Below are 23621 nucleotides of genomic sequence, written 5' to 3'. Positions count from 1 at the left end.
TCGCCGCAGGTTAGAAACTTTTTTTTGGGGTTCCCCATACGATGATTAATAGGAGTTTTCGATTATGTCTGGACCACCGAAAACCCCGACCCATCTACGTTTGGTGAGGGGTAACCCATCAAAACGCCCGATCAACAAAAATGAGCCGCAACCGACAAAAGGGGTCCCCCCAACGCCGAAGCATTTTACCAAGCAAGGTAAGTACTGGTTTAAGCGATTGGGCGATCAATTAGCAGGGATCGGCGTACTCACAGCGCTTGATGGAAAGGCGCTTGAAATGTTGGTCGACGCCTACGTTGACTATCGACTTATTAAAGAAACGCTGGAGCGCGAGGGCGCGACAAAAGAAATCACCACCACTACTGGTGATGTCAGGGTTAAGCCGAGCGATTTTTTTGGTGAGAGCCGAGAAGCCAGAAAAGAAGTCCGAGGTTGGCTTCAGGAATTTGGCATGACGCCATCCAGCCGATCAAAAGTAAATGTGGGTGATCCGGGCGAGAGTGATCCTCTTGCTGAATTTCTTAACGCGAGGGATTAATGGCAAACGTTGCTGATGGTATTCGCTACGCTGAACGTGTCGTGGCGGGGGATATTATTGCCTGCGAGTACGTGCGCCTGGCATGCCAGCGTTTTCTTGATGACTTAAAGCATGGCGAAGCCCGTAACATTTATTTCAGCGAGCCACGCGCACAACACATCCTCAATTTTTATAAGTTCGTACCACACGTTAAGGGCAATCTGGCTGGACAGCCCATCGAATTGATGGACTGGCATGTGTTTATTCTGATCAATATCTTCGGCTTTGTTATACCGCTGATGGATGAGCAGACCGGGGAGGTCGTGTTACGCAACGATGGCAGCGGACGCCCGGTGATGGTACGCCGCTTCCGCACTGCCTATAACGAGGTGGCGCGCAAAAACGCCAAATCAACGCTGTCCTCCGGTATTGGCCTGTATATGACTGGCGCTGACAGCGAAGGGGGTGCCGAGGTCTATTCAGCGGCCACCACGCGCGATCAGGCCCGCATTGTGTTTGAAGATGCGAAAAACATGGTCAAAAAGGCCAAGGCGACGCTCGGCAGGTTGTTTGAATTCAACAAACTTGCCATTTACCAGGAACAAACAGCGTCAAAGTTTGAGCCGCTCTCATCGGATGCCAACAACCTCGACGGACTCAATATTCATTGTGGCATTGTCGATGAGTTGCACGCGCACAAAACCCGCGACGTGTGGGACGTTCTGGAGACGGCAACCGGCGCTCGCCTGCAATCATTACTGTTTGGCATCACCACGGCGGGGTTCAATAAAGAAGGTATCTGTTACGAACTGCGTGATTACGCCATCAAGGTGTTGCACGGCTATAACAGCGCGGTCGAGGGTGCAGTAAAGGACGATACGTTTTTTGCCATTATCTACACCCTGGATAAAGACGACGATCCCTTTGATGAGACCGTCTGGCAGAAAGCCAATCCCGGACTTGGCATCTGCAAGCGCTGGGATGACCTGCGGCGGCTGGCTAAAAAAGCCAAAGAGCAGGTTTCAGCCCGCGTTAACTTTTTCACCAAGCACATGAATATCTGGGTGACCGCTGAGTCTGCCTGGATGGACATGATTAAGTGGGAGAAGTGTGAATACCTTGCCCCACAACACGAACTGAAGACCTACCCGATGTGGGTGGGGGTCGATCTGGCGCATAAAATCGATATTTGTGCCGCCGTCAAACTCTGGCGGGCAAACAATGGCCATGTGCATGCTGATTTTAAGTTCTGGTTACCCGAAGGGCGGTTGGAGCGATGCTCTGCACAAATGGCGCAGATGTATCGCAAGTGGGCAGATCTCAGCAAGTTAGCGCTGACTGACGGCGACGTTATTGACCATGCACAAATCAAAGCCGACCTTCTGGAATGGATTAATGGAGAAAACCTGAGAGAGACAGGTTTTGACCCGTGGAGCGCCCTGCAATTCAGCATTGCGATGCGTGATGATGGTGTAGCGATGGTGGAAGTCCCTCAAACGGTCAAAAATTTCTCTGAAGCGATGAAAGAGGTTGAAGCGCTGGTTTACGGTGAACGTTTTCACCACAGCAATCACCCGGTCATGAACTGGATGATGTCGAACGTGACCGTTAAGCCGGATAAACATGACAACATTTTCCCCAACAAATCGACACCCGAAGCCAAAATTGACGGTCCCGCCGCATTGTTTACTGCGATGAGTCGGCTACTGGTCAATGGTGGTAATGAAATCGACTTCCTTTCAACGCTCGATCCTGATGAAGACCTGTTGATGCTATGAAATCACTGATTACTGATGTTATCGGGCTAGCCGGTTTCGGTTCGCTCACCGCTGGCGTGTATTTGCAATTTGGGGTGTCCGTGGCATTGATGCTGACTGGTGTCCTGTTGCTTATTTTTGCGCTGCTGGCTGCAAGGGGGAGAAATGCTGCTTGATGCCTTGTTTCGCAACGAACCGCTGGAGAGTCCTGCGACACCGATCACCGGTGATGCAGCAGAAACAGACAATATTTTTGGCCGTGACGTTTTTGTGAGTCCCGAAACGGCCATGAAACTGGCTGCGGTTTATGCCTGTATCTACGTCATCTCATCAAACATTGCGCAGATGCCCCTGCATGTGATGCGCAAATCAAATAACAAGGTGGAGCCAGCGCGAGATCATCCTGTTTTTCACCTGGTACATGATGAGCCGAACGACTGGCAGACCAGCTACAAATGGCGCGAGCTGAAACAGCGCCATATCCTCGGTTGGGGAAATGGCTATACCCACATAAAGCGCAATCGCAGGGGCGAAGTTATCCAGCTTGAAGCGTGCATGCCGTGGGAAACCACGCTGCTGAATACTGGCGGGCGCTACACCTACGGTGTTTATAACGACGAAGGTTCATTTGCTATTAGTCCGGAAGATATGGTGCATATTCGGGCGCTGGGCAACGATCAGAAGATGGGCGTCAGCCCTGTACTACAGCATGCTGAAACCATCGGCATGGGCATGAGTGGGCAGAAATATACCGAAAATTTCTTCAGTGGAAATGCCCGCCCTGCCGGGATCGTGTCGGTTAAAGGGCCACTGAATAAAGACAGCTGGGGGTGGCTGAAAGACCAGTGGCAGAAGGCCACTGCCATGCTGCGCAGCCAGGAAAATAAAACTATGCTGCTGCCTGCTGACCTTGACTATAAAGCGCTGACCATTTCTCCGGTCGATGCCCAGATCATCGACATGCTGAAGCTCAATCGCTCGATGATCGCCGGGATATATAACGTACCCGCACACATGATTAACGATCTGGAAAAGGCGACATTTTCCAACATCACCCAGCAAGCCATCCAGTTTGTGCGTTACACCATGCTGCCCTGGGTGACGAACTGGGAGCAGGAGCTAAACAGACGTTTGTTTACGCGTTCCGAGAGAGCTGCCGGATATTACACCCGTTTTAACCTCACTGGCCTGCTTCGCGGTACTCCGCAAGAGCGTGCGCAGTTCTATCACTTTGCTATCACTGATGGCTGGATGAGTCGTAACGAAGCCCGTGCCTTTGAAGACATGAACCCTGTGGATGGGCTGGACGAAATGCTGGTGAACGTTAATGCAGCCAACCCTGCCAGCGATTTTAAAACCACGAAAAATGATGATGGGGATAACACCAATGAATGATCGTGAATTGCGTTGCTATAGCGGCGAAGTTCGCACCGAACAGACGGGGGACGGACCAGCATACATTATCGGTTACGGCTCTGTTTTCAATTCCCGATCCGAACCGCTATGGGGTTTTCGGGAAATCATCAAGCCGGGGGCGTTTGACGATGTGCTGAACGACGATGTGCGAGCGCTGTTCAACCACGATGCCAATTTTATTCTTGGTCGCTCAACAGCAGGAACACTGTTTGTGGCTGTTGATGATAAAGGGTTGCGCTATGACATTACCGCGCCCGATACGCAGACGATCCGCGATCTGGTTTTGTCACCCATGGCTCGCGGCGATATCAGCCAGTCCTCCTTTGCTTTCCGTGTCGCTCGTGACGGGGAGCACTGGTACGAAGACGAAGAGGGGATTGTTCTTCGTGAAATCACCAAGGTTTCCCGACTATTCGATGTCAGCCCGGTGACGTACCCGGCGTATCAAGAGGCCGATTCCGCGCTGCGTTCTATGGCGGCATGGCAGGAGGCGCGTGATAGCGGCGCAATACAGAAAGCTATCAATGAAAAAATGGCGCGTGAGCGTCTCCTTAATTTGATAAATGCGTGAGGAAAGACATGAAATATCATGAACTGAAGCAAAAACGTAACACCATCGCCACCGATATGCGCGCCCTGCATGACAAAATCGGTGAAAACACATGGACTGATGAGCAGCGTACTGAGTGGAATAAAGCCAAGTCTGAACTGGACGGTCTGGATGCGCAGATTGCTCGTGAAGACGAGTTGCGCCGTCAAGATCAGTTGTATGTTAATGACAACGAGCAGGAACAGCGCCAGCAAAATAATGGCGATCCGGCTGCGCAAGCTCAAGAAAAACGCGTTGCTGCGTTCGATCGCTTCCTGCGTAATGGTTTTGCCGAATTAACCAGTGAAGAACGCCAGGCATTGAAAGAATTGCGCGCTCAGGGCACTACGCCAGATGCAAAGGGTGGCTACACCGTCCCAACGCAGATGCTGAATAAGATTGTCGATTCAATGAAGGCTTACGGCGGCATTGCCAGCGTAGCGCAGATTCTCAACACATCTAATGGTCAGGACATCACCTGGTCAACGTCTGACGGCACTTCTGAAGAAGGCGAATTGCTGGGTGAAAATACCGAGGCATCGGAAGAAGATGTGAGCTTTGGTACAGCGATCTTGGGTGCAAAAAAACTGTCATCCAAAATCATTCGCGTCTCTAATGAATTACTGCAAGATAGCGGTGTTGATATTGAAGCCTATTTAGCTGGGCGCATCGGGCAGCGCATTGGGCGCGGTGAGGCCAAATATCTGGTACAAGGGACGGGCGCTGGTGCTCCGGTTCAACCGAAAGGACTTGTAACGTCCGTGACGGGGACGGTTAATACCGCTGCCGCTGCTGCATTTACATGGAAAGAGATGAATAGCCTCAAGCACGCCATTGACCCCGCGTATCGAGGTGGACCTAAATACCGCTGGGCGTTCAACGATTCAACACTCCAAATCATCGAAGAGATGGTTGATGATCAGAAGCGCCCGCTATGGCTTCCTGATATCGTCGGCGGTTCTCCCGCTACGATTCTGAACATTCCATACGTTATCGATCAGGCTATCGGCAGCATTGCAGCGGGTAAAAAGTTCGCATTCCTGGGAGATTTTAACCGCTTCATCATCCGCCGAATCACGTACATGACGCTTAAGCGCCTGGTTGAACGCTACGCTGAGTACGACCAGACTGCATTCCTCGCGTTCCATCGCTTTGACTGCGTACTGGAAGATGTCGCGGCTATTAAGGCGCTGGTGGGCAAGCCCGCATAAGGCACAATCACTGTACTGACAACGTTTACCGCTTAGGCGGTTTTTTCATGACCGCAATCTGGTAACGGGTTGCGGGCGGAGTGCTTTCTATGGTCCCAACGATTGATGAATTGCGCAATCAGTGCCGAATAGACAGCGATGACGCTACCGAAGACCAGATGCTTACGCTTTACTGTTTGGCGGCAAAGGGAAGGGCCGAGAATTATATTAACCGTAAGTTATATGATGCTGCGGTGCCTGAAAACGAAAGTGAGGGGCTGGTGATCTCGTCGGATATTAAACTGGCGCTGATGCTTGCGGTTGGGTTTTGGTATGAAAATCGTGAGGCGCAGAGCCTGCCAGCGGGATTTTTCTCAATACTGCAACCTTACAGGTTTATTCCGCTATGAACATCGGAAAAATGCGCCACCGCGTCACCATCCAGAACTTCACCACAACACGCGATGCCAGCGGGCAACTCATCAAGACGTGGTTTGATGCTGCTACTGTGTGGGCCGAGGTCGCACCTATAAGCGGACGTGAGCTGGTGGCTTCAGGGGCGGTATCTGCTGAGGCGACAATTCGTGTGTGGATGCGTCACCGCCGTGATGTATCGGCGGCGTCACGGTTACTGTGCCTGAACGGGCCGTTTAAAGGCTTAACACTGGACGTTATCGGGCCACCCATCCCAGACGGTAAGTGCACCCGACTGGAAATATTGTGCAAGCTGGGGGTGAAACGTGATTGATTTTGGTCTTGATTTTTCCGGCCTGGACGATATTGCAAGGGATTTGGAAAAACTGAGTCGGGCCGAAAACAACAAGGTACTGCGTGATGCTACTCGCGCCGGTGCCGAAGTGCTGAAAGAGGAGGTTATTGCCCGCGCCCCGGTTCGCACTGGGAAAATGCGCAAAAACGTTGTGGTGGTTACTCAGAAATCACGGCGAAAAGGGGAAATATCATCTGGCGTACATATTCGCGGTGTTAATCCCCGAACGGGTAACAGCGATAATACTATGAAGGCGAAAAACCCACGCAATGTCTTTTACTGGCGCTTTGTTGAAATGGGTACAGTGAATATGCCTGCGCATCCTTTTGTGCGCCCTGCATTCGATACAGCACAAGAAATGGCGGCAGAGGCGGCTATCAAACGCATGAATACCGCTATCGACGAGGCATTGAGTAAATGACAGAAACCGATATTCATCCACTAATAACCGGAATAGCAAACGGTAATGTTTATCCCTATATCATTCCGCTGAATAGCGAAGGAGAGCCCGCGATTTCGCCGCCGTGGGTGGTGTTCTCGTTTGTGTCCCAACTATCCGCTGATGTGCTGTGTGGCCCAGCAGAAACCGCATCGTCCGTTCAGTTTGATGTTTACGCCACAACCATCGCCCAGGCGCGGGATATACGCAGTGCTGTTATTGCCGCAGTATCACCCCTTGCACCTGCCCATCAAATGCTCACTCAGGAATTTGACACCGAAACAGCATTGTACCGGGCTACAGTAGAACTACAGTTTATCGACTAACCCTACATCCTCATCATCCAGACCCGCCATAGAGCGGGTTTTTTATTTTGGAGACAGCCATGTCATCACTGTATGAAAAGTCACAGAAAACGGTGATCCGAATCTCGTCAGCGCCAACCACGCTGGAGGGGATTGATACCGCCACATTTCTCGATCTGACTTGCACCATTAAAGAAATTCAGTTCACTGGTGGACAGAAAAACGATATCGACGTAACAACGTTGTGTTCGGACGAAACGGAGAACATCAACGGCCTGCCTGCGCCGTCTGAAATTTCATTGTCCGGTAACTTTTACCGTAATCCAGCGCAGGATGCCCTGCGAGATGCCTACGACAATGACACGCGCTATGCCTTCCAGGTGATTTTCCCGTCCGGTAACGGCTTCCAGTTTTTGGCAGAGGTGCGCCAGCACACCTGGTCGTCAGGCACCAACAACGTGGTGGCTGCAACGTTCTCCCTGCGGCTAAAGGGCAAGCCAACAAACATTGCGCCCGGTCCACTGGCGTTTACAACTAATCTTCCATCGACAAAAACGGTGGCTGAGGGTGCTGCGTTGGCGATGGCCGTTGCGGTGAATGGTGGTATCGCGCCGTATTCCTACAAATGGCTGAAAGGTGGTTCCGCGATCAGTGGTCGCACATCTGCATCATTCAATAAGGCAGCGGCCGAATCAGGAGATGCAGGCGTCTATACCTGTGAAGTTACAGACTCGGCACCATCCCCGGTAACAATCACCTCCGCATCCTGCACTGTCACCATCAGCTAACCCGGAGCAACAAACGCATGGCAAAGAAAAGCATTAAATCTCTGGCTCTGGCTCCCGGTGCTGGCTTTCTCACCAAGGCTATCGAGGTGCCAGAGTGGGAGGGGGTGAAAGTCATGCTACGCGAACCCACCGCCGAAGCCTGGCTGCGCTGGCAGGATGCACTGAAAACCGACGACGACAAAGAAACTCTGTGTATATCTGAGCGCGCCCGCCGTAATCTTCACGCTGATGCCACGCTGTTTATCGATATTCTGCGCGATGAAGAGGGTGAGCCTGTATTTTCAGTCGATGATCTCGAAGAGGTGGAATGCGTTTATGGTCCTGTACACAGTCGCTTGCTGCGTCAGGCGCTGGACATCATCAACGACGCGGAGATAGCCAAAAAAAAGTAGCTCAGCCTGGCATGCAGTTTTTGATGGCGCTGGCGCTCCGCATGGGGCGCACGCTGTCAGAAATGCGCCAGACGATGACGGCCAGCGAACTGATGATGTGGATTGAGTACGACAAACTTTCCCCCATCAGTGATACGCGTGGCGACATTCAAGCGGCGCAGATTGTCAGTGCTGTTTGGGGGGCTCAGGGTGTAAAAGTGCCTCTCACTGACGCAATGCTCGACTGGTCAGGCAGGGAAGAGGATGAGGCCGATCCGTTTGGCAATCTGGAGGCGTTTCTTTCTATGGCGGCGAGTTAGCGTTCATGTATAGATCCCTACGTCAACTGGTGGTAGTTTGTAACCACTTGTTACTGATGACTATAGAGATGAAGATTTTTTTTGCTTTATTCATTTTTACTATTTATTTACCATTCGCAAATAGCAGACCAATCACAGAAGAAGAAATATTAGCAGTCGAGGAGTTAGTAAAAGAAAACTTGAAAGATCCTGACTCTGTTAAGTTTTATCATGGAGATTACCCTTATCCAGATAAAACAGGGATATATTGCGGATACATGAATGCTAAAAATTCATTTGGTGCTTTTACTGGTAAGCAGTTGTTCTCTAACTTTGTAGTGAGAAATAATGACGGTATTATCGTTGCGCCGACTATGGATTTTAATAAATTGACAGGTGAGCAGTATGATCAAGATATAATATCTTCAAATTGTGCATCAGCTGGTTATGACATTCCTGTTAAGAATAAATTTCTAAAGCAAGTGAACAAAAAAAGATCTAGCGAGGGAATACTTAACCTAAGTAATAATTACGTGAGAGAATAAACCTGCTTCGGCGGGTTTTTTTACAGCCGGAGAAAAAATGGCAACCCTGCGCGAATTAATCATAAAAATCTCAGCCAATTCACAATCATTTCAGTCCGAGATCGCCCGTGCTTCGCGTATGGGCGAAAACTATTACAAAACCATGCAAAATGGTGGGCGACAAGCGGCGGCAGCGTCGCGTGAAAGTCAACGCGCATTGGCAGAAGTCAATGCACAGCTTGCGTCGGTTAAATCTACGGCGTTGAGCATGACCGGTGCACTCGCTGGCGCATTCGCTACCGGGCATCTGATTAATCTTGCTGATCAGTGGAATTTGGTTAATGCCCGCCTGAAACAAGCATCAACGTCTACGCAGGATTTTACCAGTAACCAGTCTGCGTTAATGGCTCTTAGCCAAAGAACAGGAACCGCTTTTGCAGATAATGCAGGGTTATTTGCCCGTTCTGCGGCTTCACTGCGCGAATACGGTTACTCATCGCAGGACGCATTAAAGGTTACTGAGGCATTGGCTACCGGCCTTAAACTTTCTGGTGCTGGTGTTCAGGAATCCAGTTCTGTTATTACCCAATTCAGCCAGGCGCTGGCGCAAGGCGTCCTACGCGGTGAAGAGTTCAACTCTGTAAACGAAAATGGTGATCGCGTCATTCGTGCTCTGGCGGCAGGGATGGGTGTTGCGCGTAAAGACCTTAAAGCGATGGCTGATGACGGAAAGCTCACGGCCGACAAAGTTGTCCCTGCGCTCATTAGCCAGCTTGGAGCGATGCAAAAAGAGTTTGAGGCAATGCCAGCCACCGTTGGTGGATCGGTAACGAAAGTGCAAAATGCTTTTCAGCAATGGGTAGGTGGTGTTAATCAGACATCCGGCGTGACGGCCACGCTCTCCGGTACGCTGGATAAACTTGCAGGTAATATTGACGATGTAGCAACCGCAGCCGGGGCGCTGGTGGCTGTCGGTGCCGCCCGCTATTTTGGGAATATGGCTAACGGAGCATACAGCGCTACGGCGGGCATTATTTCAGCCGCAAAAAGTGAGGTTGCTTTAGCTGAAGCGCAACTTCGAGGAACTCAAATAGCTATCGCTCGCGCTCGTGCTGCTGTTTACCGCGCTCAGCAGGCATTAGTCGCTGCGCGCGGAACTGATGCTCAGGCGGCGGCAGAGGTCCGATTGAATGCTGCGCAAAATTCACTGTCACGAAACATAGCTGCGCGTACAACAGCTCAAACTGCATTAAATGGCATTACCGCTGTAGGCTCAAGATTGGCTGGTGGCATGTTGCGACTTATCGGGGGGTGGCCAGCCGCGCTTCTATTGGCTGGCGGCTCCTGGTATTCAATGTACCAAAACCAAGAACAAGCCCGACGATCTGCGCAGGAATACGCTACTACTATTGAAGAAATTCGCCAGCGATCAGGCGCTATGTCTTTAGCCGATACGGTAGATAATTATGATAAAGCAAAGTCATCGTTATCCGAACAGAACCGGTTGATTGATGAGCAAAAAGAAAAGGTTCGGTTAATCAAAGTGGAGATTGAGGGTTATCAGCAAATGCTGGCAAACGCAGGGCTAACCATCAATGGTTATATGATTAACCACTTGATGAGCGTTGAAGAGGCAACTAATGGACTGTCAGCGGCAACAGACAATTTATCCGTTGAGCAGGATCGTCTTTCTCGTCTTCAGAATAAATCTCAAGACATTCAAAGTGTTTTGGCAAGATTAGAACATCGCCGCGTGGTTTTAATTCAACAACAAGCTGCTGAGCAGAATGCTGCTTATCAATCTCTTCTGCGAATGAATGGACAGCACACCGAATTTAACCGTCTGCTATCTCTGGGTAATGTCCTATTATCCGCTCGTCAGGGTAGCGCGTCATTCCCGTTTCGAGTTCCTGACGCTACCTTAACAGACAAGCAAACGGATGCGCTGGAAAAAAGTCGTCAGGATCTGGAAATATCAAAACTTAAAGGTGAAGCAAGAGAGCGGCAACGTCTTGCTTATGCCGCCGATTCGCTTGGGTTTACTCATATTCCCTCAGACCAAAAAGCACGGCAGGAATATATCAATAATGGTGTGGCGGAGTGGAAAAATATCGAGGCCAATAAACCCACAGCAAAAGGGCCAAAAAGTGAAGAAGAAAAAGCGGTTGATACCTATGACCGCCTGATTAAGCAACAACGTGAACGGCTGGCGCTGGGGAGTTCAAACACAGAACTGGCAAAAATGGCGTATCAAACCTCTCAGGGTGAATTATCGACCCTTTCCAGTCTTCAAAAGCAGGAGATTTTACGCAATGCTGCATTGATAGACCAGGCAGAAATACGTAAGAAGGCTACTGAATACGAAAATGGTCTGATTGATTCCAATGCCAACGCTAAAGCAGCTAATGACGCGAACTTTATTGGTTTTGGTGAGGGCTCCCGCGTTCGTGAACGTATGCAGGAAATGATCAGCATTCGCCGCGAGTTTATCCAGAAAGATGATGAGCTACGGCGTCAGCATCAGGCGGGTGAAATTGATGACGAATTTTTCAATCGAGCCATTTCCCTGAATAAGCGCTATCTCGATAAACGCCTGAGTGACCAGCAGGTGTATTACTCCTCGCTTGATGACCAGCGCAATAACTGGATGGGCGGCATGCGTGATGGTTTTGCCGATTGGGCTGATGAGGCTACCGATTATACTACTCAGGCATCTCAAGGGATGAAGACAGCCATGAGCGGTGCGGTGGGGTCAATCACTGAAATGCTCAATGGCAACGTTGATAGTTGGAAAGACTGGGGTGTTAGCGTTCTTAAAATTATCGAGAACGTTTTGGTGAATATGATGGTTGCCAACGCAGCCAGCTCAATCGGCAGTTTATTTGGCATCGGACTCTCTGCTGCTTCGGGAATTGCAGGCGCTGCAAGCGCTGGCAGTACCGGGGCAATGGGGATGGGTACGGGGTGGCAGTCCTATGTCCCCAATGCTAAGGGCGGAGTTTATGACTCTCCATCTCTCAGCGCCTACAGTGGAGGTGTATACAGTACACCACAGCTTTTTGCTTTTGCTAAAGGCGCAGGGGTGTTTGCTGAGGCAGGACCAGAAGCCATCATGCCACTCACTCGTGCTGCAAATGGTTCGCTCGGTGTCAGGGCGATCATGCCAGATACATCTACCGTTAGTAATGGCGGCAACGTCTACGTAACCATTAATGAAAACGGCACAACATCTGTTGCGGGTAATGGTAATCAGGATTTCGCTCGTACATTCACGAAAATAATTCAGGAAGAATACCGTAAGTTGCGTGAAAAGGATTTGGGACAAGGTGGCGTTTTATCAGCAGCAAGAAATGGGCGTAGGGGAGGATGATGGAAACCTTTAATTTTTGCCCTCGCGTTAACCCGGAGGGCGCATTTACACAACGAACCCGATCGATACAGTTCGATGATGGGTACACCCAGCGGGCAGGCGATGGGATTAACAGCGAGTCACAAAGCTGGCCGTTAACGTTTGTTGGCGATAATGTCCATGTTCAGCCAATTATTGCATTCCTGCGACGTCACAAGGGCTATACCGCATTTCAATGGGTAAACCCATTCTCTGAGTTAGGGCTGTATTGCTGCCCTGACGGATTTAACGTTACGGCGCTGGGTAAAAACAGTCGTGGCGACCAGGTATTTCAACTCACCGCAACGTTTGTCACCGCCTATCATCCGTAATCAAGGCTAATCATGGCTATAAACACCGACTCCCAAAAACTGGAGCCGGGCGATCGCGTGCGTCTATTTGAAGTGGATTGCACCGCATTTGATGGCCCGGAATTGTACTTCCACAGTCATGCTATCGCTCATACCTCGGAGGAAATTGAGGAAGCGGGTGACGATGCAGCAAAGATACTCGCAAAATCGATCTGGTGGCAGGGCAAAGAATACAAAGCCTGGCCAACGCAGGTCGAAGGGCTGGAAATGACCAGCGACGGCAGCGCCCCCACGCCCACACTGACGGTGGGTAATATCGATGGCACCATTACGGCGCTCTGTCTGGCTTATCAGAATCTGGCACAAGCCACGGTGCGCGTTCACACTACGTTTGCCCACTATCTTGATGCGCGTAATTTCCCCAAAGGTAATGCCGACGCAGATCCAACGCAGGAACGATTAGAGGTCTGGTACATCGACAGCAAGACCGCAGAGGATGATGAGTCAGTGACCTTTAAATTGTCATCCCCGGCAGACCTGCAAGGCATCATGATCCCCACCCGGCAGATACACAGTCTGTGCACCTGGTGCATGCGTGGTCAGTATCGCGGGGCATCATGTGGTTATACCGGCACAAACTTTTTTGATGCGGATGGCAATCCTGTTGACGATCCGGCGCTGGATGAATGCTCGGGGTTGCTATCGACAGGCTGTAAGTTGCGATTTGGTGAAGATGCCGAATTGCCCTTCGGCGGTTTTCCCGGCTCCGCGCTGATTAAGAGGTGAATAGTGAAACTCAGCAAATTAATCATTACAGAAATACTGGCACATGCTGAGCACGTCTATCCCTATGAGGCGTGCGGATTAATTATCCAGACCGGGCGGAAACAACGCTATGTGCGCTGCCGTAATCAGGCGCTGGAGCCAGAAGAACATTTCACGATGAACCCGGAGGATTACGCAGAGGCGGAAGATAGCGGGGCCATCATTGCCATTGTCCACAGTCACCCGGATGCCACCACACAACCTAGTCATGTTGATCAGGCTGAGTGTGATGTGTCGCAACTGCCTTGGGTGATCGCCAGTTGGCCGGAGGGGGATATTCGCACCATTATGCCTGCGGAGAGTATCAAGCCGTTGCTGGGGCGTCCTTTTGTGCATGGCATCTGGGATTGCTATGCCATTGTGCGTGACTGGTATCTGTTGGAACGAGGCATAACGCTGCCCAATTTTGAACGCGCCGATGGATGGTGGAACCGTAGCGAAAACCTTTACATGAAACATTACGCCGAGGCGGGATTTACTGCTGTCAGTGGTGAACTACAACCCGGTGACGTGATCATTATGCAAGTACGCGCCAGCGAGCCAAACCACGCAGGGGTTTATGTTGGAAACGGTGAAATGCTCCATCATATGTATAACCAGTTGAGCCAAAAAATCCCCTATGGCGGTTACTGGTTTGACAGAACCATAACCCGCTTGCGCTATACAGGAGGTGTTAATGTCGGTAGCCATTGAGTACCAACCCCTAAAAAACATCCGTCTCTATGGCGTCCTGGGTGCAACGTTTGGGCGCGTGCACCGTCTGGCGGTTGAAAGCCGTCAGGAGGCTATCAAGGCGCTAAGCATAGTCATCCCCGGCTTTGAGAAGTTTCTACTGACGAGTAAAGCGCGGGGGCTGACCTATGCGGTATTTGACGGTAAGCGAAATCTTACGCGTGATGAGCTGGATTTTAATGTCAGTCATGAAATCCGTATTGCTCCCGTCATTATCGGGAGCAAGAAGGCGGGAATGTTTCAAACGATTTTTGGGGCCGTATTACTAGCCAGTTCTCTTATTCTTGGCCCTGCGTATGGAATTGGGTTTCTCTGGCCCAAACTAGCGTTCGGTATGGGAATGATGGGGGCATCGATGATGCTTGGCGGAGTGGTGCAGATGCTAACGCCCGTTCAGGGCGGGATTGCTATGCGTGAATCTCCCGACAACAAACCCTCATACGCTTTCGGTGGGCCGGTTAACTCCATTGCTCAGGGGGATCCGGTGCCGATCCTCTATGGCCGTCGCCGAATCGGTGGCGCGATTATCTCTGCGGGTATTTACGCAGAAGATCAGCAGTAATCATTATCCCTTCACACGTTTAAGCCGCGCTTAGCGGTTTTTTTGTTTTTGGAGCATTCATGACGATTCGTGGTCGTAAAGGTGGCGGCGGTAATGCCCGCACACCGGTTGAGTCACCTGATTCTATTCAGTCTACGTCCTACGCAAAAATTCTGCTGGCGTTGGGGGAGGGGGAATTTAGCGGTGGGCTGGATGGCTCGCGGGTTTTTCTGGACGGCACACCGATCACTGATGCGCACGGCAACGCAAACTTTTCAGGCGTGACGTGGGAGTTTCGCTCCGGCACGCCCGATCAATCCTATATACCCGGCTTCCCTGGCGTTGAGAATGAAATTACCGTCAGCACAGAATTAACCAGTCAGACAGCCTGGGTGCGGTCACTCACCAATACTCAGCTTTCAGCGGTACGTCTACGCTTTTCGTGGTCTGCACTCCAGCAACAACAGGATAACGGCGATGTTGGTGGTTATCGCATTGAGTATGCGATTGATGTGGCCACGGATGGCGGCAGCTATCAGGAACTGCTGAAAACAGCGGTCGACGGTAAGACTACGACGAAATATGAGCGTAGCCACCGTATTGACTTACCTGATGCAACAACCGGCTGGCAAATCCGTGTGCGTCGCATTACGCCGAATTCAACGAGCAACCGCATTGCCGATAAAATGGTTATTGATGCCGTTACGGAAATCATTGATGCGAAATTGCGTTACCCGGAAACCGCGCTGCTGTTTATTCAGTTTGATGCGAAACAGTTCCAGAATATCCCGGTCATTTCCTGTGAGCCCGATGGGCGCATTATCCGCGTCCCCTCAAATTATGATCCGGTAGCCCGAACTTACAGCGGGGCATGGAACGGCACCTTTAAATGGGCATTCACCAATAACCCTGCCTGGGTGTATTACGACATCCAGATCAGCGATCGCTTTGGCCTTGGCAACCGCATCAAGGCTGAAAACCTCTCCGTTTCAAAATGGTCGCTGTATCAGATTGCACAGTATTGCGATCAGTTAGTACCGGATGGCCGGGGCGGTAATGGCACTGAACCACGTTTTTTATGCGATGTGTATATCCAGTCGCAGGAAGAAGCCTGGACCGTGCTTAATGATCTGGCTGCAATCTTTCGCGGTGCCACGTTCTGGGGCAACAACCAGATGAATGTGATCGCCGATATGCCGCGCGATATTGATTACATCGTGACGCGCGCCAACGTGAAAGACGGGAAATTCACCTACAGCAACGCCAGCGAGAAAACACATTATAGCCAGGCCATGGTGTCATGGTCCGATCCTGCCAACAGCTATCAGGATGCCGTTGAAGCCGTCAATGATAACAAGTTGGTTAAACGTTACGGGATTAAACAGGCCGAAGTGACGGCGATTGGTTGTATTCGTCAGACGGAGGCGATCCGCCGTGGTAAATGGATTTTGCACACCAATGATGCGGACAGGGCCATTGCGTACACAATGGGGCTGGATGGCGATATTCCGGTGCCTGGCTCAATTGTTGGGGTAGCTGATTCGTTACTGGCAGGGCGTCCCCTGGGGGGTCGCATCAGTGCGGTTGACGGGCGTAACATCACACTTGATCGCGTATCGTCTGCGGCCATTGGTGAGCGCCTGATTGTTAACCTGCCGAGTGGGAAAGCGGAAGGGCGCACCATTGAAGCGGTAAACGACAACATCATTACGGTCACAACAGACTACAGCGAAACGCCGATCGCAGAATCTGTATGGGCGATAGATGCCACTGATTTGGCTTTGCAACTGTACCGCATTGTTGGTGTGGCCGAGGCTGATGGTGGTCTGTCATTTGATATCACCGGCGTCGAGTATGACCCGGACAAATGGGACAATATTGATAACGGCGCACGCATTGAATCGCGTCCGATCAGCGTTATTCCGCCTTCAGTACAACCTGCCCCCGAAAGTGTCGAGATTGGCAGTTACAACACTGTCGATCAGGGCATAAACGTTACGACACTTCGGGTAACGTGGGATCGGGCTGAAAGCGCAATCGCTTATGAGGCGCAATGGCGACGTGATAATGGCAACTGGATAAATGCAGCGCGTACTTCTGCGTTGGGTTTTGAAGTACCAGGCATTTACGCCGGGCAATATCAGGCTCGCGTCCGGGCTATTAATGCGGCTGAAATCTCCAGCATGTGGGCTAACGCGCAGGAGACCCGGCTTAACGGCAAAGAGGGCAACCCGCCTGCGCTGGCGAGTTTCATCACAGTGCCACTCGTTTTCGGCATTCAGCTTAACTGGAGTTTTCCTGCTGACACAGACGATACCCTGAAAACGGAGATTCAGTATTCCCCTACGAGCGACGGGCAGACTGCGTTGCTGCTGGCCGATGTGGCTTACCCCACTCGCACCTATCAGCAAATGGGGCTCAGTGTCGGTCAGGCGTTCTTTTACCGTGCCCGTATTGTTGACAAGTCAGGCAATCAGGGACCGTGGACGAACTGGATACGCGGGGGATCCAGCACAGACGTAAGCGATATTACGGATGTGATTGTGGGTGAAATCACTGAAACCGATGCATGGAAATCTCTGGTTGGTGAGGTTGAGAACAATACCCTGCAAATATCGGACGGCATGCTGAACAGCATTGAACAGGCCAAAGCGATTATCCGTAACAGCCTGGCTAACGATGCTGAAACACGACGCTGGCGCGCGCAGAACGGTGATAGAGCGGCAGAAATCACGGAAACGCGTGCAGTAATAGCAAATGAAGTTGAGGCCAGAACGATTGCGATGCTGGAAATGCAGTCAAGTATCGGCACGACGAACAGTAATCTGACGCAGTTGCAGCAGACAGTGGCAACGCAAAACGAAACCACATCGCAGCAGCTGACCGATCTCAACAGTCAGATGAACGATCCTGCTACTGGCCTTACAGCGAATGCGACGGCGGTGCAGGGGCTGCAAACCTCTGTCACCAACATTGACGGGCAGCTTACAGCGCAAGCTACGCAGCTCACCCAACTCACCTCCACGGTTAACGGTGTCACAACGGAAATCAGCGATATCAGCAGCATTGTGAATGGCACAGATGTGAAGTTGTCGGCCTATCGCACACTGCGCATTAAGGTTGATGCAAATGGGTGCCACTATGTGGCCGGCATGACGCAGAGCATTGAGGACTCGGACCAGGGTATGCAGTCGAATACTATATTCCTGCAAGACCGATTCTCGATCATGAATGCAGCCGGGGGAAATCCACAACTCATATTCACCACGCAGGGGGATCAGGTAATTATTAATTCTGCGATTATTGGTAAGGGCACAATCACTGACCTGATGATTGGCGATCTCATCAAGTCAAAAAACTATTCTGCTGGTGTTTCAGGGTGGATGATCAATAAAGACGGTACTGCTGAGTTCAACGACATGTTGTTTAGAGGCGACCTACAATCAAATAATTATGCTAAAGATGTGCGTGGATGGAAGATATCTAAGAACGGGGATGCTGAATTTCATGACGGTAGTTTCTACGGGACTGTCTATGCTGGAAAAATTGTTGGTGATGTTTATGATTACACCTACAGCTTTGCCGGAGAATATACCGGCATTATTGGTTTAGATGGTGGCGATTATAGCTATCAATTATTTAAAATAAAAAGAGAATTATTTGATAAAACAATCATTATGATTGGCTCGACCGACGAGAGGACCCGCGCTTTCAATCCTCCCATATACAGGGAAACTAATGAAATTTGGTTTTTCAACGGACAAACCGGCGCTGGGGGGTACGGTGGATTATATATTGATGATGATTTAGTCATAAATATGTGGGGTCGCGCCGCATTAGCACCCTATATCCGTCCTCGAAAAATAATTCTCACTATCCCAGCCGGTGAGGGATTTTCTGTCGTTTCAATAAAGATGCATAGAAGCCCATCGAGTGGTGGAACGATGGTTCACAAGGTTGTGTTCAAATTCGACGTTGCTGCTTTTCGGCAATCAAGTTCGATTACGCCGATAATGAATTGGCAATAAAGCAGGGTAAACGTATGAAAGCATGGCACACAACGGGTGCTATCTAATATTTGTAGTTGCTAGTTACAACCGGTGATCTTTAGAAAGTAAAAATATCTATCATGTTGGTATATAGCTAAGCGACATTATTTTGATAACAGCCAGCTATGCTTCTTTGCCACATATCAGGGCATCGGCTGTAATCATTTTTAAGTCGGTTGGCTATATCAACCAATGCTATCGAAAACCATAAACCGCATTCTGCGGTTTTTTTGTGTGTGGTGAAAATATGTCTTGGTATAAAACCGGAACGCTAACTGCCACTAATGGCAGCAAAATCATTACGGGCACAGGAACCCAATTCACTCATCCATTAAACGGTGTATCAGCGGGCCGGATGTTATTGTTGCCTGCTGCTGGCACTGTTCAGATTTATGAAATTGAGTCTGTGCAATCCGATACACAATTAACGCTGGTATCGGCGTTCAATGGCACAACGGGAACAGGCAAAGCTTATGCTATTCCCACCTCACCGGCTGTTTCGGTTGAACAGTTTGCCCATGAGTTTGCATCAACGCTGGCCTATTACCAGCAGCAACTATCAGGCTGGCAGCAGATATTAACCGGAGCGGGAAACGTTACCTTAACTACGCCCGACGGCCAGACTGTCACCGTTCGCTCGCAAAAGGCATGGGATGATGCGCTGAATGGGAAGGTAACAGGGGTTAAGCAGACTGGCCAGTTTGATGCTACCGCAGGCTCGCTATTGATAAACGGGGCTTGGGGTTGGGGGGCGAAAGGGCAGGCTTTCAACCGTGATGATGCGGCAATGATTGCGTGGCTTAGGGCTTCCGACACAGGGAGTCGCATATACCGTAATGACACAAGCCGTGTTTCTTATGGCCTCAGATATGCGCCGTCCGTTCTTCTAAAAACGGGCGATTTGTGGGCTTCAATGTCTTTTGGTCATGAAGCCGTTGTGGGAGCGCCGTCTTTTGGTATTAGGGCAACTGTAGGTAACGAAGCCGGAACGGCTACGGTGATCCATAACTTTTGGACCGACAAAAATCTTGCTAAGCAGACAGCGTCATTGGCTACTGCTGGTCAGGTGTTGGTTGCCGGGTTAGCTGGTGGTATTGGCAGTAACACATCGCAAGTGTTGCCCGGCGCAACCCTTGCATCTGATCACCGAGCAAATGGCGTTTGGTATGCCCGGTCAGCTGAACAGTCTGATGTTCCTAATAGCGGCTATTTACAAAATCTGTTCGGCAATCCAAGCAGCACCTATGGCGCTCAAGTTTGGATCGATGTGAGAAATAGCACGCCATCGTACCGTTTTAGAACAATCGAGAACAACGCCGTTGGTGCGTGGCATGAGTTGGCTACGCTCGACAGCGCACAGACAATATCCGGGCTAAAAACCTTAACTAACGATTTCTTTATTCTTAGGCAATACCCTGCGATATACCTTGAATCGACTACGGTCACACAGGCAACAGTTGGGCGCAGGGTTCTTATTTCCGCTGAGAACGGACAACTTAAAATAATAAGACGGGACGGCACTGGATCAGCAACAGGACAAACCGTTGTAACGTTCCCGAGCGCTGCGTCCGGCAACGTGCTTGTTACTGGCAATAACGCCGTAACCGACTCCAACGGCTTCTGGAAAACAGCAAGCCCGGTTGTGAAGCTGTTCGCCGATGGTACCAGCGAGTTGACCAGCGAAGCTGAGGACATCACCACCGAACGTCTGAGTGAAGGTGTGTACCGCATTTCCGGCTGTTTGGGCCTGAATGCCGATCGCGCCTGGGGCGGTGATGAGGGCGGTATCGATGTGCCGATGTGCCGCAACAAGTTACCGCGCCTGTGGGTGGACTACGGTGGTGATGATGGAAGTGAGCAGATAAACCCGGATGGCTCGATAGTTATTCGCACCTATCACCGCCCACACCCGGATGCGCCTGTTTTCGCTCGCAATGAGATAGAGGGATACGCCAACGGCGACCCGATAGATATCCCGCGTGACACCTTCATATCTATGCGCGTGCAAATGCCAGAACGTGCGGAGCCTAACCCGAAGGTAATTCACAGTAATGTTTACTGCAACACTGTAGCAAACTAAACAAGAGCGCCCGACGATGATGCTGGGCTCTTTCACTCACATCAATTGAACCCATCGTCTGCCGATCACCACGTTTCCTGAATCAGTTCACTCACCTCATCCCGACCCCCACCAAATACCGTCAACCCATCGCTACCCGCTCTATGCTCGAGTTCGGACTAAAATTTTGTAGTTCAACTTTTAAGCAAAAATCAGCATCCACGATTGCTCGGTACTGAGTTTTGCAAAAATCCGGTAAAAGCTGCCGATGAAGTCCACTTTCACGTGGTGACATAAGAGGTCGTGTTCAGCAAAAGCCTCTGCTGACAAGGCTTCTGGGGCAGTTCTCCAGCGCATAGTCCAGCTAGAGAGGGGGATTTTCTCTCTCAATCGTCGATGGTCCAGTGGTTTCAAGATTGGGCTGATGGGTTTCAAAATGGGGGGTATGGGTTTCAAATTTATTATTAAATTCATTATAAATCAATATCATGTATTTTTTGAAACCACTGAAACCCATGAAACCCATACTTTTCGCCTATCTAAATAAATAAGTTTTTCAGTTGACATCTTCCCCGCCCTGAAGAACGGAGCTTTATGACTCATTAGGTGAACGCTACACAACTGGTAAACCGTTTACCAAGAGTGACATCGTTAACCATCTCCCGCACCTTTTCATCACTCCTCCTGTTTTTTCCATCCAGATAAAGCGTCGGCGCGACTCGTCAATTTGATGGGTGTGACAGAATAAAACTTTATATTAACAGAGAATTGAGCGAACAGCTCGACAACCCAATTCGATTTAAATACCCATCAAACAGCATTTCGAACTACCTCAAATTCCTGGGTAGTTGCCCAATCGATTTAGGTACCACCAATTTCATCGTAACTCACTGATTATAGAGTGCAGGATCTGCACGCCTCCCGATATGGGCACCACCTGCATGTTTTCGTTACTCCTGCGTATTTTCGTCACTCCTGCATATTTACCATGGTAGATTCTGAGCACTAGGCTCGTAATTCCCTGATATGCCTCCCGCGCCGGGTTTTTTGTGCCATGTCCTCTCCAAAATGTTCACCCCGATCACTATGTCTTCGCCCTAAAGGACGGTGCTTTACGGCGCACTGGGTAAGAGAATGACCTCCCAAATTACCTCTATCCAACTGCTGTACGCTTCACGAAGACCTACAATATTTTTGTAGGTCGTGGGGTATGCCCAGCAGAATCCGCATAGCACGAGGGCTGAGGAGATTTTGTGCAGCCATGTGTGAGCTTGGTAGACATGAGCCCCCGGTGTGCATTCTCTCTTTGGCTGGGCTACACGCGCAGAGGAAAGTGATGTATGCCAAAACGTGTTATAAATAATTATGTGCACATTAACTATACATTGGCTTTAATTCGAGCACTCAGATTCTTGATGTACACAAGAGTGTACACAGAACAAAACAAGCTATGAATAAAACCGTTTAAATATGATTAAAATCAATAAAATAAAAACAAAAATCGGTAAATAAATCCAGAACATCGAGTAATCTCAAATAGCACACATTGAATTCCACAACGCCCTTTTCAGGGCGTTTTTATTGCCAGCAACCCCATCGTTAGAAGACAAATGAAGCAAGCTGTTCTGATCGTTTCCGAAGATCGTTTCTCGGACAACGGGAAGGGACGCTCAGGACTAGCCATATCGTTTTTATCATTGAATGACATAGCGTTACGCGTACAACTGAAATGTACATGCCAGGATACATATAGCTAAACGACTTAATTTTGATTACATTATTTAAATGAGCTATTCAATTGATTTTAGACGTAAAGTGATATCTACACGGAAAAACGAAGGGTTGAGTATCCGAGAAACAGCGAAGCAATTTCGGATTGGCCCTGCCTCTGTATCGCGTTGGATTAATCAAATAGAGTCAAAAGCATCGACCACGCGTCAGCGAAAGATCGATAAATCCGAGTTGATAAAAGATGTTGAACAATATCCAGATGCTTACCAAAAAGAACGTGCAGAGCGTTTTGGCGTTTGTCAGAAGGCCATTTGGCAAGCGCTTAAAAAGCTGGGATTGACCTATAAAAAAAACTCTACGTCATCCGAAAGCCGACGAAAACGCCCGGCAGGGATTTCAACAAAAAAAACAACAGTATGAAAAAGAAGGTAAACCTATTGTTTTTATTGATGAAAGTGGTTTTTCACACGATGCCCCACGGACTCACGGCTATTCCCCAAAAGGTCAACGGTGTTTTGGCCTGAAGAACTGGGGAGCTAGGGGAAGAACAAATGTTATCGCCGCTTTATTAGGCACAACGCTGTTTGCTATCGGATTATTTGATATCAATATTAACAGCGATGTTTTCTATGCCTGGGTCACACAAGTCCTTATCCCAGTACTCCCTAAAAACAGTGTAATCATGATGGACAATGCCACTTTTCACAAAAAACATAATATTCAACAAGTCATCATCGATGCAGGGTATATGGTGGAGTATTTGCCTACATATTCGCCAGATCTTAACCCAATTGAGCATAAATGGGCACAAGCAAAAAGCAAAAAAAGAGAGATGGGTTGCGATACAGAGAGTTTGCTCTCAGTCCATATAGTGTAATCAAAATTAAGTCGCTTGGCTATAACATGCGGACTTAGACCTCAACGCAGGCACGGACCAAGATTTCAGAGGTATTGGATGCGGCCACGCATGGCGAACCGCTTGATATAGCTAAGCGACATTATTTTGATAACAGCCAGCTAT

The 23621-nt window shown here is 49.8% G+C and carries 24 protein-coding genes; 23 read left to right on the top strand and 1 reads right to left on the bottom strand.

The window, feature by feature from the left end; genetic code table 11:
* Positions 1-64 precede the first annotated feature (64 nt).
* The 21 genes from ACQGXV_RS09775 to ACQGXV_RS09675 all read left to right on the top strand — a co-directional run bounded on the left by ACQGXV_RS09775 (position 65) and on the right by ACQGXV_RS09675 (position 20890).
* Positions 65-538 (top strand): phage terminase small subunit P27 family, encoded by a 474-nt coding sequence (locus ACQGXV_RS09775; protein WP_440863194.1) that lies wholly within the window; start codon positions 65-67, stop codon positions 536-538.
* Positions 538-2295, top strand: coding sequence for a terminase large subunit (locus tag ACQGXV_RS09770; RefSeq protein ID WP_440863195.1), 1758 nt, complete (start codon positions 538-540; stop codon positions 2293-2295). Before ACQGXV_RS09775 ends, ACQGXV_RS09770 begins: the two co-directional genes overlap by 1 nt.
* Entirely contained in the window at positions 2292-2450 is a 159-nt protein-coding gene (locus ACQGXV_RS09765) for a hypothetical protein (protein ID WP_440863196.1), read from the top strand. The genes ACQGXV_RS09770 and ACQGXV_RS09765 overlap by 4 nt, the downstream gene beginning before the upstream one ends.
* On the top strand, positions 2440-3669 hold the full coding sequence (locus ACQGXV_RS09760) for a phage portal protein (RefSeq protein WP_440863197.1): 1230 nt from the start codon (positions 2440-2442) through the stop codon (positions 3667-3669). The genes ACQGXV_RS09765 and ACQGXV_RS09760 overlap by 11 nt, the downstream gene beginning before the upstream one ends.
* Positions 3662-4261 (top strand): HK97 family phage prohead protease, encoded by a 600-nt coding sequence (locus ACQGXV_RS09755; RefSeq protein WP_440867358.1) that lies wholly within the window; start codon positions 3662-3664, stop codon positions 4259-4261. The genes ACQGXV_RS09760 and ACQGXV_RS09755 overlap by 8 nt, the downstream gene beginning before the upstream one ends.
* Before the next feature lie 8 nt (positions 4262-4269).
* Entirely contained in the window at positions 4270-5490 is a 1221-nt protein-coding gene (locus ACQGXV_RS09750) for a phage major capsid protein (RefSeq protein WP_440863198.1), read from the top strand.
* A gap of 89 nt (positions 5491-5579) precedes the next feature.
* Entirely contained in the window at positions 5580-5879 is a 300-nt protein-coding gene (locus ACQGXV_RS09745; protein ID WP_440863199.1) for a head-tail connector protein, read from the top strand.
* Positions 5876-6217 (top strand): phage head closure protein, encoded by a 342-nt coding sequence (locus ACQGXV_RS09740; RefSeq protein ID WP_440863200.1) that lies wholly within the window; start codon positions 5876-5878, stop codon positions 6215-6217. The genes ACQGXV_RS09745 and ACQGXV_RS09740 overlap by 4 nt, the downstream gene beginning before the upstream one ends.
* Complete coding sequence (locus tag ACQGXV_RS09735; protein ID WP_440863201.1) at positions 6210-6659, top strand: HK97-gp10 family putative phage morphogenesis protein; 450 nt, start codon at positions 6210-6212, stop codon at positions 6657-6659. The genes ACQGXV_RS09740 and ACQGXV_RS09735 overlap by 8 nt, the downstream gene beginning before the upstream one ends.
* Positions 6656-7003, top strand: a complete 348-nt coding sequence (gene gp17, locus ACQGXV_RS09730) for a tail completion protein gp17 (RefSeq protein WP_440863202.1) — start codon at positions 6656-6658, stop codon at positions 7001-7003. Before ACQGXV_RS09735 ends, gp17 begins: the two co-directional genes overlap by 4 nt.
* 59 nt (positions 7004-7062) lie before the next feature.
* Complete coding sequence (locus tag ACQGXV_RS09725) at positions 7063-7770, top strand: immunoglobulin domain-containing protein (protein ID WP_440863203.1); 708 nt, start codon at positions 7063-7065, stop codon at positions 7768-7770.
* A 17-nt stretch (positions 7771-7787) separates the two neighbouring features.
* A complete protein-coding gene (locus ACQGXV_RS09720) occupies positions 7788-8162 on the top strand; it encodes a phage tail assembly chaperone (RefSeq protein ID WP_440863204.1) in 375 nt (124 codons plus the stop codon).
* Between the two features lie 23 nt (positions 8163-8185).
* Complete coding sequence (locus tag ACQGXV_RS09715; protein ID WP_440863205.1) at positions 8186-8461, top strand: phage tail assembly protein T; 276 nt, start codon at positions 8186-8188, stop codon at positions 8459-8461.
* Positions 8462-8517: 56 nt separating this feature from the next.
* Entirely contained in the window at positions 8518-8985 is a 468-nt protein-coding gene (locus tag ACQGXV_RS09710; RefSeq protein ID WP_440863206.1) for a hypothetical protein, read from the top strand.
* 37 nt (positions 8986-9022) lie between these two features.
* Positions 9023-12334 (top strand): phage tail tape measure protein, encoded by a 3312-nt coding sequence (locus ACQGXV_RS09705; RefSeq protein ID WP_440863207.1) that lies wholly within the window; start codon positions 9023-9025, stop codon positions 12332-12334.
* On the top strand, positions 12331-12684 hold the full coding sequence (locus ACQGXV_RS09700; RefSeq protein ID WP_440863208.1) for a phage tail protein: 354 nt from the start codon (positions 12331-12333) through the stop codon (positions 12682-12684). The genes ACQGXV_RS09705 and ACQGXV_RS09700 overlap by 4 nt, the downstream gene beginning before the upstream one ends.
* A 12-nt stretch (positions 12685-12696) precedes the next feature.
* Positions 12697-13449 carry a phage minor tail protein L gene (locus ACQGXV_RS09695; RefSeq protein ID WP_440863209.1) on the top strand — a complete coding sequence of 251 codons (753 nt, stop codon included), beginning with the start codon at positions 12697-12699 and terminating at the stop codon, positions 13447-13449.
* A gap of 3 nt (positions 13450-13452) precedes the next feature.
* On the top strand, positions 13453-14181 hold the full coding sequence (locus ACQGXV_RS09690; RefSeq protein ID WP_440863210.1) for a C40 family peptidase: 729 nt from the start codon (positions 13453-13455) through the stop codon (positions 14179-14181).
* Entirely contained in the window at positions 14165-14782 is a 618-nt protein-coding gene (locus tag ACQGXV_RS09685; RefSeq protein ID WP_440863211.1) for a tail assembly protein, read from the top strand. Before ACQGXV_RS09690 ends, ACQGXV_RS09685 begins: the two co-directional genes overlap by 17 nt.
* Positions 14783-14841: 59 nt before the next feature.
* A complete protein-coding gene (gene gpJ / locus ACQGXV_RS09680) occupies positions 14842-18789 on the top strand; it encodes a TipJ family phage tail tip protein (RefSeq protein ID WP_440866264.1) in 3948 nt (1315 codons plus the stop codon).
* 268 nt (positions 18790-19057) lie between these two features.
* Positions 19058-20890 (top strand): hypothetical protein, encoded by a 1833-nt coding sequence (locus ACQGXV_RS09675; protein WP_440866263.1) that lies wholly within the window; start codon positions 19058-19060, stop codon positions 20888-20890.
* A gap of 180 nt (positions 20891-21070) precedes the next feature.
* On the opposite strand, the gene ACQGXV_RS09670 is transcribed toward ACQGXV_RS09675, so the two are convergent.
* Positions 21071-21283, bottom strand: a complete 213-nt coding sequence (locus ACQGXV_RS09670) for a hypothetical protein (protein ID WP_440866262.1) — start codon at positions 21281-21283, stop codon at positions 21071-21073.
* A 1371-nt stretch (positions 21284-22654) separates the two neighbouring features.
* Here ACQGXV_RS09670 and ACQGXV_RS09665 point away from each other — a divergent pair.
* Entirely contained in the window at positions 22655-23020 is a 366-nt protein-coding gene (locus tag ACQGXV_RS09665) for an IS630 transposase-related protein (protein ID WP_440862584.1), read from the top strand.
* Positions 22944-23477, top strand: coding sequence for an IS630 family transposase (locus tag ACQGXV_RS09660; protein ID WP_440867357.1), 534 nt, complete (start codon positions 22944-22946; stop codon positions 23475-23477). Before ACQGXV_RS09665 ends, ACQGXV_RS09660 begins: the two co-directional genes overlap by 77 nt.
* Positions 23478-23621 lie beyond the last annotated feature (144 nt).

The organism is Symbiopectobacterium purcellii (assembly GCF_052050035.1).
Classification (GTDB): domain Bacteria; phylum Pseudomonadota; class Gammaproteobacteria; order Enterobacterales; family Enterobacteriaceae; genus Symbiopectobacterium; species Symbiopectobacterium purcellii_A.
This window is presented reverse-complemented; position numbering and strand designations above follow the sequence as displayed.